Below are 13,172 nucleotides of genomic sequence, written 5' to 3'. Positions count from 1 at the left end.
TCGTCAATTTTTAACCGACACACTGTGTGCAATTTCAACAAATTGTTCTAGTGTCAGTTGTTCTGGACGAATTCGTGAATCGACACCCAAAGATTTAATCAAAGCCAAGCGTTGTTTTTCATCTGGCAGAAGAACTTTTAAGTTATTATTTAATGTTTTACGTCTTTGAGCAAAACACATTTTTACTATCCGGTTAAAGTGTTCAAGGTTATCTATATCAGGTTTTTTCGCTGCCGCTAAAGGTTTTAAAACTACGACGCTTGAGTCAACCTTGGGCTGGGGTATAAATGAGCTGCTTTTCACAGTCAAATAAGGCTGCACACTCATTTCGGCTTGAACCGCGATTGTTAAAGGCCCATATTCCTTTGTTCCGACATGGGCATGCAAACGGTCTGCCACTTCTTTTTGCATCATCAAGGTTAAACTGGTAAATTTCAGTTGAGAATTATTAAGAAAGAAAATGATTGGAGTTGTAATGTAATAAGGTAAATTGGCAACAACTTTGATCGGTTTATCAAAATCAAAAAAATCAACTAGATCGGCTGCAAAGTCAGCCTTTAAAATATCTTTCATTTTTAATTTAAAGCATTGATCCAAAGGTTTACCATTTATTTTTGCGGGTAGTTCATTCTGCAACACTTCCGGGAGGTTTTCATCAACTTCATAAGCAAAAACTTTAGCTCCAGCGTTGAGCAGTTGTTCAGTCAAAGAACCAATTCCTGGCCCAATTTCAATCACCTGATCACCAGGTTTAATTGCAGCAGCTTGAACTATACCTTGAAGTACATCCAGGTCAACCAAAAAATTTTGACCCAAGCTTTTCTTAGCCTTCATAAAATAACGGTTTATAATTGCTTGAGTTCTAACTGGAGAGCCAATAGGAATCTCAGTGTTCATCTTTAACCTCCTCGACAGTTTGGCTAAGTTCCGCAAGTGAAATACCAAAAGTCTGTAAACGTTGGTAGAATTGTTTGCCATTACCATAACCAACGCGCAGCTTAATCCCAACTTGCTCCCGCAATTTGCGTGAATTAAGGCCACTGGCTAAACCCAGTTCCTGGTACTTTTTCCTGGTTAAATCACTGCTGGGCAGCTTCTTTTCATGTAAAGCACTTAATGCTTTTACCAGTGCCTTTTTTGATGCATGCTCAACGCCAAGTGAACCTTTTTTATGGGGTTCGCCCTCTTTACGTGTTATAAAAGCCTGTTTAGCGGTTGGCACTGCCTTAGTAACTATACGTCTTATTCGCTCGCCATTTAAATCTGGATCTGTCAGGACAATAATTTCTCTTTTATGAGCTAGTTCCTGCAACTCAGTAAGCACTGTATCAGGAACATCAGAACCATTTGTTTCAATAGTTTCAATTCCGGGGAAAAACTGTTTAAGGCGAATAGTATCGTCTTTTCCCTCAACGACAACAACGGCATTAAATTGTTTTTTAGTTAAGACCATAGACCCTCATCGTATTCGCATATGTTGCCTGAGCAACTTTTTCTAACGGAAGATCCTTTAATTCCGCAATAGCACGAGCTACGTAATAAACATTGCCTGGTTCATTTTGCCGGCCGCGATATGGTTTAGGAGTTAAATATGGAGCATCAGTTTCCACCAACAATCGCTCTAAAGGAGTCTTTCTGGCCGCTTCATGCACTTCGGTTGCTTTAGTAAATGAAACAACACCAGAATAAGAAAAATATACATTTAAATCCAAGAATTTAGTCAGCCATGAAACATCACCATTAAAGCTATGCAAAATTGCACCGTACTCTAAATTACTGTTTTTTAATATCTCATAGCAATCGCCAAAAGCATCCCTCGTATGAATATCAACCGGTTTTTTCAATTCATGGGCCAGTTCAATCTGTCTGGCAAAAACCTCTCTTTGTTTGTCACGCGGAGATTCATCCCAATAGTAATCTAGTCCTACTTCACCTAAGGCCACTACCCCAGGAAGTTGCAGTTGTTCAATTAGCAAGTCTTCTGCTTTTTGGTTATAATCTTTGGCCACGTCAGGACAATAACCCACCATCGCAAAGACTTGAGTAAAACGCTGGCTTAAATCAATCGCGCGCTTGTTAAATTCAGGATCCTGTCCTGCACAAATTATTTTGGTCACACCTAATTTTTGCGCCCGATCAAGGTAAAACTCTTCTTTGCCCCTAAACGGTTCATCTTGTAAATGAGTATGGTTATCAATTAATTTCATTAACTTAATTGCGCCCCAACTGCATGTTCATCGCCAACCAAGGCTAACTTAACTTCTCCATTTTTCTCACTGGATAAAAGCATACCTTGACTCAAATGACCTAACATCTTGCGTGGCTTAAGATTGGTTACTGCCAAAACCTTTTTGCCAAGTAATTCACTGGCATTAGGATAATATTGCCTAATACCACTTAAAATCTGTCTTTCATCGCCATTGCCAAAATCCATTTGGAACTGAAGCAATTTCTTAGAACCTTGAACCGGCTCAACAGATAAAATTTTACCGACTTGAATTTTGACCTTAGCGAAATCGTCTATGGATATTTCCTTATCCTTACCTTGTTCGCTACGGCTTTCCTTCTTCGGCTTAGCTTTAGCCATCTCGTCTTTAATGTATTTAATTTCTTCTTCAGGCTTAACTCTTGGAAAGATCGGCTTGGGATCGGAAATGACTTGAGTGTCCCAAGCGCAGTTACCAAATTCAAGTTGCTTGTGCTCATCATTGTTCCAGTCAAGACCTAATTGTCTGAACATTTCTACTGGAGTCCTGGTCATAATTGGAGCAATTAGCAAAGCAATGATACGTAGGCTTTCTGCCAGGTTTGACATTACACGCGCTACATCTGCAGCTTTACCCTCCTTATTTAATTTCCAAGGCATAGTTTCATCAATATACTTATTAGCACGATTAATAAACTTCCAGATATCTTCAATTGCCTGGGTAAAGTGCAAAGTATCCATTTCTTTTTTGTAGTTGGCAATAACGTCTGCCGCCGTTTGAGCTAAATCCTTGCCTAAGTCATCCTGCTCTTGGGCAACTGGTTCAACTTTTCCATTTTGATATTGATTGATCATGGAAACAGTTCTGTTGAGCAGGTTGCCTAAGTCGTTAGCCAAGTCATAGTTAACGCGCTCAACGAAATCTTCTGGCGTAAAGACACCATCAGACCCAAATGGCAGAGCACGCATTAAGTAGTAACGCAATGCATCCACGCCATAACGGTTAATAATAGATTCAGGATAAACCGCGTTACCCTTCGACTTGGACATCTTGCCGTCCTTCATCAAAACCCAGCCGTGACCAATAACATGCTTAGGCAATGGCAAACCTAAAGCCATCAACATAATCGGCCAGTATATGGTGTGGAAACGAACAATTTCTTTACCTACCAAGTGAATATCAGCCGGCCAGTATTTTTTAAATAAAGAATCATCATCTGAGCCATAGCCCAATGCAGTAATATAGTTAGATAAAGCATCTATCCAAACATAAACAACATGTTTAGGATCACTTGGAACAGGAATACCCCAGGAAACAGTCGTTCTGGTAACAGATAAATCTTCCAGACCAGGCTTTATGAAATTGTTGACCATTTCCTTTTCGCGAGAATGAGGCAGAATAAAATCAGGATGGTCTTGGTAGTACTGATAAAGTCGATCAGCGTATTTACTCATCTTGAAAAAGTATGATGGTTCTTTAACCAATTGGACTTCATGACCGGATGGCGCCTTACCACCGATCACATTACCATCATCGTCTTTATACACTTCAGCCAATTGTGATTCTGTAAAATACTCCTCGTCTTCTACAGAATACCAGCCTGTATATTCGCCTAGATAAATATCACCTTGTTTTAACAGCTGCTCAAAAATCTTTTGTACGCCTTTAACGTGTTCTTTATCAGTAGTACGAATAAATTTATCGTATGAAATATCAAGGCTTTGCCACAACTTTTTATAAATGGCCACCATTTTATCTACAAACTCTTGCGGTTTAACCCCTTGCTTTTCAGCTTTTTGTTCAATTTTTAATCCGTGCTCATCAGTACCAGTTAAAAAGAAAGTGTCGTAGCCTTGGCTGCGCTTGTAGCGTGCCATTACATCAGCTGCGATTGTGGTATAAGCATTACCGATAGTCAATCGGCCGGATGGATAGTAGATTGGTGTTGTGATATAAAAAGTTTTTTTATCAGCCATATTCATTTTCTCCTTAATTTTTGCTTAATTATACTATATTATACTACACTAACAAAAAAGCGAATTCCTTACGGAGTTCTCTTTTTTAGTAGATATTTAGTATTCTATACTTATTTTTAGATTAAAAATTTTTCACTCTTTAAATAGAAATACTTGACAACTGTAGTCAATAAAATATATAGAACAAGTATACCGAGTACTACCCACATAAATTCAATTGGCATCTTGCCAAAGCCCAGCTTTGTTGCCAAGAATGAAAATGGAATCAAAGTTCCAATTACACCAGCACCAAATGTAGCCAGGGTAACTCCCGGTGCAGCGTGCTGCTTAATAAATGGTAAGCGCGGATCACGCAAAGCGTGAATAACCATTTCCTGAGTCCAAAGTGATTCAATAAACCAGCCAGTGTGAAAAAGAGCGACAAATGCAACCTGTTGTGTTGCTCCCAGGGTGCTGTAATTGCCACCTGTCAATTGTGGGCAGATTACAAAGAATAGCAACGCGAAAGTCAAAATATCGAAGACGGATGAAGTTGGACCAAAGTAAAACATAAACTTAGGCAACTTCTTGGTTGACCATGTTCGTGGTTCTTTTAAAAATTTATCAGACATGTCATCAAATGGCAGAGCCAAGCAACTAGTGCCGTAGAGTAAATCTAAAACCAAAAGTTGCAGTGGCAGCATTGGTAAGAATGGCAGGAATGAAGAGGCTACCATAATTGATAAAATATTACCAAAGTTGGAAGAAAGTGTAATCTTGATATATTTCATAGTATTGCCAAATACTTTTCGACCGATTCTCACGCCCTCTTCTAGTACATTCAAATCTTTATGCAGCAGAATAATATCAGCAGATTCCTTAGCAATATCCACAGCAGTATCCACAGAAATTGAGACATCAGCTGCTTTCATTGCTGGGGCATCGTTGATACCATCACCCATATAGCCTACAGTATGACCATTTTGCTTTAACAGATTAATAATTTTGGTTTTATCTTCCGGTGATAATTTGACAAAAATATTGCATTCTTCCACCATTTTTGCCAACTCTTCAGGCTTCTTGCCTTCAAGATCTGCACCTGAATAAACTGTATCGACATTTAAACCAACTTGTAAGCCAACAGTTCTGGTAACGGCCTCGTTATCTCCTGTCAGAATTTTAACGTTAATTCCATCGTACTTTAGGCGAGCCAAAGCATCTTTAGCACTCTCCTTAGGTGGATCAAGAAAAGCAAGATAGCCGCAAAGAATAAGGTCATTTTCATCTTTTACTGAAAATTCACCGACAGGTGCAGGATTACGCTTGTAACCCAGCATGATCACACGTAAGCCATCATCATTCATGTCATTTACTTTAGCCATTACTTTTTGCTTACGTTCAGGTGTTAAAGGTAAAATCTGTCCGTCAACTTCAAGCTTGGTAGCAACAGCCATCATTTCTTCTGAGGCACCTTTAGTTACTAGCAAGTGCTCGCCGTGCTGCTCATCTGCGTTTTCCACCACCACACTCATGCGTCTTCTGGAAAAGTCAAACGGAATTTCATCAATCTTATTGTAATCACGCTGAATTTCACTGATATCCAGTTCATCCCCAGCAGCTTCAATGATTGCTTTGTCAATCAGGTTTTTCATCCCCGTTTGGTAATTGGAATTAAGATAGCCTAACTCCAAAATCCGCGGATTTTCCCGTAAATTTAAATCATAATGACGTTCCAGAACTACTTTGTCCTGAGTAAGGGTACCGGTTTTATCAGTACACAAAATATCAGCTGAACCAAAGTTTTGGATTGAATTCATTTTTTTAACGATCGTGCCTTTTTTGGACATTTCGATTGATCCCTTAACCAGATTGGTGGTTACAATTACAGGCAGCATTTCGGGAGTTAATCCAACTGCAGTAGCAATTGAAAAGATCAAGGCATTTACCCAATCGCCCTTAGTAATACCATTGATAATGAAAACTAAAGGTGCGATGATGGCAGTCATAATTATTAATAATTTAGAAACATTTTTGATACCAACATCAAAAGTTGTGTTTTTAACATCGTTATGTGAAATATCATGAGCCAATTTGCCGAATATGGTTCTTTCACCAGTCGCAAAAACAATTCCTAAGCCCGAACCGGAAACGATTGTTGTACCTTCATATAAAATATTAGGATAATCCAGATAATCACGGTCCGCCCCGATTTTTGGCTTGGCAGTAGCGATTTTCTCTACCGGATTTGATTCACCATTTAAAGAACTGGAAGAACAAAAGAGGTCCTTACTGGTTAAAAGACGCATATCTGCCGGTACCATGTCGCCTGCAGCTAACCGAATCACATCACCTACAACCACTTCACTGGTATCAATTTCCTGGTCTTTACCATCGCGAATAATATCTGTAGTAACAGAAACAAGCTTAAGTAAGGAATCCACAGCATTAGATGACCGGACGTTTTGCACAAAACTGGTTATCCCGGAAATCAAAACCATTGTGACCATAATTGCTACAGTAGTTAGGTCCTTTTCGCCAGCAGGCACAAAAATATAGTCAGTAAATAAAGACAACGTAGCTAAGACTAGCAATACTAAAGTAAAAGGGGTAATGAAAGCCTCTGCCAAAAAGCGGAGTTTAGAATTATGTCTATTTGTAGCAATAGTATTAGAACCATATTCCTCCCGGTTTTTTTCAGCTTGCTGGCTAGTTAAACCATCACTGCTTGCATGCAGTCTTGCTAAAGTCTCTGATCTGCTTTCTTTAGCTATTGCTTTTACCAGTTCTAAATCTTTATTGCTAGTAGTACCATTTGGTTTTTTCAGCATTTTCCCCACTCTCCTCATCACACAACTAATTCAAACAAACTAAAAAAGGGCCACCTAGCTAACCGCTTGGCGTCCCTTTTCAACAGGTATTATTATACTCATCGTTCAGTTTTAACACTACGTGACGTAAGCTTATGCTGCTAGCTATCTGGTTTGCGCCTTATATCGACGAAAACTATTTGACCCGTTGGCATCTCTGGATGTTTCCGGGCGATAGCATTTGTTCACGTAGGAGTCTCACCTAACAGTTTATTTGTTCTTATTTAATTCGCACTGTGAGTTTAATACATAACACATGATAAAGTCAACATTTTTACCTTTTTATGTTCAAATTATTTTTAAAAAAGTAAACTAAGCCGCTGATTACTAGTGCCAAGGCTAAAGCGATAGGTAAAGCCAGCCTATGAGGGTGGGAAAGTTGCGCGCGCTCATCACTGGACAAGTCATATTTATCAAGTGAATATTGGTAACGCTGGTCAATGGTAGTGGCACATGCCCTAAAAACAAAACGTAACCCTTCATTAAACTTCTTTTTATTATTACTACGCAATTTGTCAGATTGAGACCGAATTATATTTGTCCGGACATCAGCAGAAAATGCACTATGGAGATCTTTACTGGAATATATCTGCACGTTACGCTTCTTGTTTTTAGTACCCACAACGATAAAAACTGTCCGTTTATATTTATTTAATTTGGCGGGCGTTAAATGGTCAACCCGGTTCACCGTTTTGACAATGATTTGTGGTTGCTCACTGGTTTGAAAATAACGGTCATTTTTGGCCAAAATCAATTTACTGGTTTCACGCTCGAGCAAATTACTATTATCTTTAATGTTAGGACTTGAAAAGCCCGTCATTGTCAGAAAAATACCGAATAAAGCCGTAAATAACGCTAATTTAGTTTTCAGCGTCTTCCAGCTTATGGGCCAATTGCTCCACATATTGCCGATCGATTTTAATTTGTTCATAAGGAACCCCACAGTCTTTAAAAAGTTTAATCGCCAGAGGACTGTCATTATAATCAAAATAATAATTGATTTTTTTAACTCCAGCCTGCGCTAAGGCTTTAGCACAATTATAACAGGGAAAGTGTGTAACATAAATTTCAGTATCATCGGTTGAAACGCCGTTACGTGCACACTGAATAAGTGAGTTCATTTCAGAATGAATTGTCCGCACGCAGTGACCGTCAACTAATTGATGACCTACATCATCGCAATGAGGCTGACCCGTAACGGAACCGTTATAACCCGTTCCAATAATACGATTCTTTTTTACTAAAACACTACCAACCAAAGCTCGGTCACATGTTGAACGCTGGGCAATCACTAAAGCCTGCATCATAAAGTACTGTTTCCAGGGAATTCGCTTACGCATTTTTTTACCTCTTGAAATAATTCAAACCGATTGCGTCTCGTACCTCTTGTAAGGTTTGATCAGCTACTTCGTTTGCTTTTTTAGAGCCCTCAATCAGCATATCATAAACAATAGATGTATTCTGTTCATATTTAGCGCGCCGCTCACGTATTGGAGTCAATTCATTTTCCAACACCGAATTTAAGTAACGCTTAATTTTAACGTCACCCAAGCCACCTTTTTGGTAATCTGCCTTTAATTGCGCTACCTTATCCTTGTCAGGATCAAAAATGTCAAGATAGGTAAAGACAGTATTACCCTCTACTTTACCTGGATCTTCAACATGAATATGCTGGGGATCAGTATACATTGACATTACTTTTTGTTCAACGGTCTTGGCGTCATCAGACAGATAAATAGCATTATTTAAGGATTTGGACATTTTGGCATTACCATCTAGACCAGGCAACCGTCCCTCACCTTTTTCCGGGAAGTAGCCTTTAGGTTCTACTAAAACATTGCAGTTATATACGCGGTTAAAAGTTCGCACAATTTCACGTGCTTGTTCTAGCATGGGCTCTTGATCATCTCCAACTGGTACCAAAGTTGCCTTAAAGGCTGTGATATCAGCCGCTTGTGATACTGGATAATTTAAAAAGCCCACGGGAATAGAATCGTTAAAACCTTTTTGCTTGATCTCGGCCTTAACAGTCGGATTACGCTCCAAGCGGCTGACTGTGACTAAGTCCATATAATAAGCTGTTAATTCAAACAGAGCAGGTATTTGAGATTGAACGAAAACTGTAGAAATTTCAGGATCTATCCCTACTGCCAAATAGTCCAGTGCTACTTGAATTAAACTCTTTTGAATTTTTTCAGGATTACGGGCATTATCAGTTAAAGCTTGAGTATCAGCAATCATTATAAATGGGTGATATTCACCCGAATTTTGCAATTTTACCCTATTCTTTAATGAACCAATGTAATGACCCACATGCAATTTTCCAGTTGGGCGATCACCTGTAAGGATAACTTTCTTTTTCATCATAATCTGCCTTCCTTAAATAATTAAAATCTTTTTAATGTAATAATTATATTAATTCTACCAAAAATCAAGTAATGAATAAACACGGAGGAAAAAATGTGTAATCAATTTCAACTGCCAAGTTTGGCCGAAATTAAAAAATACTTAGCAAACGACTTAAATTTACCATTAATAGAACCCGCCAGTAACTTGCCTCAAAATCAGAATATCTTTCCACAAGGTATTGCTCCTGTACTAGTATATTCAGATAATCAATTGCAATTGCTGCCTAAAACTTGGGGTTATCCCAGTCCGTTCGACCACAAAAAAGTAGTTTTTAATGCCCGGGTTGAACGCTTCTTTGAAGAGAAAAGATCAATGTGGGATTCTTCCTTTGCTAAATCTCGCTGCATTATTATCGCCAAACAATTTTTTGAATCCGGTCACGAGACCTATCTGGGTGAAAATAACCATCATTATCATGAACGCTTCAGTTTTAAAAATGCTAATGCCGCACTGACGTTAATAGCAGGAATCTATCAAAAAGATCATTTTTCAATGGTTACTACTAAACCTAACGCGGACTATGCCCCAATCCATGACCGTATGCCTTTAGTTATTCAGGCAGATGAATTGCGCCAATGGCTGTTTCAAAACTTCTCATCATTAGTTGATCGCAGCCAGTTAAATCTTGATTCTGTCAAAATGCCTCATAAAAAGTAACAATTCTAAAAACTTTCTATCACCTGTTATTACCCAAATTAAGCTAAAACACGCTAAAATACTATAAGATTTAGATATGTTTTCTATCTAGCCAATTTTTAAAAATTAAAAACAAAACTTGGTTTCGCAAGCGAAACATGGTAAACTGTTTGAGTGATGCGGGTATAGTTTAATGGTAAAATGTTAGCTTCCCAAGCTGAAGATGCGGGTTCGATTCACGCTATCCGCTTAATTAAAAGGCAATGGCTTCAAAAGTCATTGCTTTTTTCATTGCCTAATTATTAGTTTTTAAGGATAGCAATCATATACTATTGTTGTATAAAGCCTCAATATAAACTGTTATTTTTACTTTTAAAATGGTATTATTACTTTATCTTTTTGTTTTATTTCTTTAATTTGTGAAAGGTTTAATTATGGTTTGACAATGAATTCTAAATCCAACTGCCACCATCGGGGCAAATTAATATTTACTAGCTTAGCGGCTGCTACCTTGGGCTTAATTATTATGTCTCCTGATACGGCTAAAGCTGATACTTTAGTTGATTCTGCCGCTAAAAAGCAAGGAGCTCAAAGTAGCTCCTTACCAGCTAGCAATAATAATCAAACAGCAGCTTCAACTGATAGTGCTGTTGCTAATAACAATCAAGCAAGTCCTACTTCTGAAGCTGCGGCTAGCAATGAACCGCCAGCTGCGGGCGAAGAAGCTAAAGGAATTACCCCGCGGTCTGTTTTGACAGCTTCTTGGGGCGGACTCAAGGTAACTTTTGATACTGTTACTGGTATAGTAACTATACCAGGTGGTACGGTGACTAATCCTCAACACCTTTATCAACTTTTTAGAGATAATGATGTATATAAATCTATTAAGAAAATCAAGATTACAGGGCCATTGAAGCTCGTTGGCAATGCCTCTTGGATGTTTTGGCTGCTTAGTGGCCTAACTGAAATTGAGGGTTTAGATCAAGTTGATACTTCTGAAGTCACTAATATGCAAGAGATGTTTTATTCGTGTGAAAGTTTAGAGCATCTTGATCTGAGTAGCTTTAACACCAAGAAAGTAACTAATATGACTATGATGTTTGCCAGTTGTTATAAGTTATCGAGCATAGACTTACACAGTTTTGATACCTCTAGTGTTACTGATATGAGCTTTATGTTTTGCCTTTCAGGTGTAACTAGTCTAGATTTACGCAATTTTAATACTAGAAAAGTAACTGATATGTCATATATGTTTAGTAGCGCCACAAACTTAAAAACTCTAAATATCAGTAGTTTCCAGATGGCTCAGGTGACTAATAAAAAAAGAATGTTAGGGAATTTACGTGATTTATCTACTTTAGTTCTGGGTCCTAATAATTATTTACAGGGAACTGACCTTGATGCATCCGGCACCTGGTTGAATGTAGGCAATGGCACAGTAGATAAGCCACAGGGAAATAAGAGCTGGACTTCTAGTCAATTAATGAGTAACTATTCCGGGAGCAGAGACCAGGATACGTATGTCAGGTTAGGCGGAGCAGTTACAGTCCACTACCTCGATGAAGCTGGAAAAAAACTGGCAGAAGACAAAATTTTAAATGGGAAAATCGGTGACTCCTATAGCAGCGAACCCCAAGATATTGCTGGTTATGTGGTAAAAATCACTCCTGCAAATGCTAGCGGAACTTATACAGATAAAGTCCAGGAAGTCACTTATGTTTATACTAATCAGGTTAAAGTGCTGGTCCATTACGTTGACCAAGACGGCAAGCCAATTGCGGGTGCGCTTGACCAGACGATAAGCGGTATCATCGGTCAGCCTTATCCAGATAATGTTGTTAAAGATATCAAAGGTTATATTTTGAAGTCCAAACCGAGCGGTAAATTCTCTGGTACTGAAACCGAAGTCACTTATGTTTACACTAATCAGATCAAGGTATTGGCCCACTATGTTGACCAGGACGGCAAGCCGATTGCCGATGACGACACTTTAACTGGCAAGATTGGTGATGATTACCCAGATAAAACGGTTGCCGGCTATATAATTCAAACAAAACCGACAGGCAAGTTCTCTGGTACTGAAACCGAAGTCACTTATGTTTACACTAACCAGGTCAAAGTGCTGGCTCATTACGTTGACCAGGACGGGAAACCAATTGCTAGTGATGACACTTTAACCGGCAAGATTGGCGATGACTATCCCGCAAAGGAAATTGCCGGCTATGTAATTCAAACAAAACCGACAGGCAAATTCTCAGGTACTGAAACCGAAGTCACTTATGTTTATACTAACCAGGTCAAAGTACTGGCCCACTATGTTGACCAGGACGGTAAGCCTATTGCCAAGGATGAAACAATAAGCGGCAAGATTGGTGATGACTATCCTGCAAAGGAAATTGCCGGCTATGTAATCCAAACAAAACCGGCTGGCAAGTTCTCTGGTACGGAAACCGAAGTTACCTATGTTTACACTAATCAGGTTAAGGTGCTGGCCCACTACGTTGACCAGGATGGCAAGTCGATTGCTAGTGATGACACTTTAACCGGCAAGATTGGCGATGACTATCCCGCAAAAGAAATTGCCGGCTATGTAATTCAAACAAAGCCAAGTGGCAAGTTCTCCAGCACGGAAACGGAAGTCACTTATGTTTACACTAACCAGGTTAAGGTGCTGGCGCACTATGTTGACCAGGATGGCAAGCCGATTGCCGATGATGAAACTCTAAGTGGCAAGATTGGTGACCCTTATCCGGACAGTGCTGTTAAAGATATCAAAGGTTATACTTTGAAAACAAAACCGACAGGCAAGTTCTCTGGTACTGAAACGGAAGTCACCTATATTTACGCTAAATTAGTCACGGTCGTAGCTCATTACGTTGACCAGAATGGTAAGCCAATTGCTGGTATAACCGATGAACAACTAACAGGTGCTATTGGTGACCCTTATCCGGACAGTGCTGTTAAAGTCATCCCGGGTTATACTTTGAAGACTAAGCCAACTGGCAAATTCTCTGGCACGGAAACGGAAGTCACCTATGTTTACACTAAAAATGCCTCGGTTAACCCTGGCGGTACTGCTGGTTGGCAACCAATTGTGG

The 13,172-nt window shown here is 39.1% G+C and carries 10 protein-coding genes, 1 tRNA gene and 1 riboswitch; of the genes, 3 read left to right on the top strand and 8 right to left on the bottom strand.

From position 1 onward, the window contains the following. Positions 1–3: 3 nt before the first annotated feature. The 8 genes from rsmA to trpS form a co-directional block, all read right to left on the bottom strand. Entirely contained in the window at positions 4–897 is an 894-nt protein-coding gene (gene rsmA / locus AAA915_RS04675; RefSeq protein WP_338201818.1) for a 16S rRNA (adenine(1518)-N(6)/adenine(1519)-N(6))-dimethyltransferase RsmA, read from the bottom strand. Next, the gene (gene rnmV / locus AAA915_RS04670; RefSeq protein WP_338201816.1) at positions 887–1,453 is read right to left on the bottom strand and encodes a ribonuclease M5; all 567 of its coding nucleotides are present in this window, start codon (positions 1,451–1,453) and stop codon (positions 887–889) included. Before rnmV ends, rsmA begins: the two co-directional genes overlap by 11 nt. Beyond that, positions 1,440–2,207: a TatD family hydrolase gene (locus AAA915_RS04665; protein WP_338201814.1), complete on the bottom strand. Its 768-nt coding sequence runs from the start codon at positions 2,205–2,207 to the stop codon at positions 1,440–1,442. Before AAA915_RS04665 ends, rnmV begins: the two co-directional genes overlap by 14 nt. Beyond that, positions 2,207–4,183 (bottom strand): methionine--tRNA ligase, encoded by a 1,977-nt coding sequence (gene metG / locus AAA915_RS04660; RefSeq protein WP_338201812.1) that lies wholly within the window; start codon positions 4,181–4,183, stop codon positions 2,207–2,209. Before metG ends, AAA915_RS04665 begins: the two co-directional genes overlap by 1 nt. A gap of 116 nt (positions 4,184–4,299) precedes the next feature. Beyond that, the gene (gene mgtA / locus AAA915_RS04655; protein WP_338201810.1) at positions 4,300–6,990 is read right to left on the bottom strand and encodes a magnesium-translocating P-type ATPase; all 2,691 of its coding nucleotides are present in this window, start codon (positions 6,988–6,990) and stop codon (positions 4,300–4,302) included. An 89-nt stretch (positions 6,991–7,079) separates the two neighbouring features. After that, a riboswitch (M-box (ykoK) riboswitch) is annotated at positions 7,080–7,246 on the bottom strand. A 57-nt stretch (positions 7,247–7,303) separates the two neighbouring features. Beyond that, the gene (locus AAA915_RS04650; RefSeq protein ID WP_420915126.1) at positions 7,304–7,960 is read right to left on the bottom strand and encodes a TPM domain-containing protein; all 657 of its coding nucleotides are present in this window, start codon (positions 7,958–7,960) and stop codon (positions 7,304–7,306) included. Further along, positions 7,890–8,369: a deoxycytidylate deaminase gene (locus tag AAA915_RS04645; RefSeq protein WP_338201808.1), complete on the bottom strand. Its 480-nt coding sequence runs from the start codon at positions 8,367–8,369 to the stop codon at positions 7,890–7,892. The genes AAA915_RS04650 and AAA915_RS04645 overlap by 71 nt, the downstream gene beginning before the upstream one ends. A gap of 4 nt (positions 8,370–8,373) precedes the next feature. Beyond that, complete coding sequence (trpS, locus tag AAA915_RS04640; RefSeq protein WP_338201855.1) at positions 8,374–9,393, bottom strand: tryptophan--tRNA ligase; 1,020 nt, start codon at positions 9,391–9,393, stop codon at positions 8,374–8,376. A 96-nt stretch (positions 9,394–9,489) separates the two neighbouring features. Between trpS and AAA915_RS04635 the strand changes: the two genes are divergently transcribed. The 3 genes from AAA915_RS04635 to AAA915_RS04625 all read left to right on the top strand — a co-directional run. Then, positions 9,490–10,095, top strand: a complete 606-nt coding sequence (locus AAA915_RS04635) for an SOS response-associated peptidase family protein (protein WP_338201806.1) — start codon at positions 9,490–9,492, stop codon at positions 10,093–10,095. Positions 10,096–10,253: 158 nt separating this feature from the next. Next, positions 10,254–10,324 (top strand) — tRNA-Gly (locus AAA915_RS04630). A gap of 195 nt (positions 10,325–10,519) precedes the next feature. Continuing rightward, on the top strand, positions 10,520–13,172 hold a 2,653-nt coding region (locus AAA915_RS04625; RefSeq protein WP_338201804.1), incomplete at its 3' end, for a MucBP domain-containing protein.

It is taken from the genome of Lactobacillus rizhaonensis (assembly GCF_036246345.1).
Lineage (GTDB): Bacteria > Bacillota > Bacilli > Lactobacillales > Lactobacillaceae > Lactobacillus > Lactobacillus rizhaonensis.
Note: the sequence above shows the minus strand (reverse complement) of the source record. Positions and strands in the feature narration are given on the sequence as shown.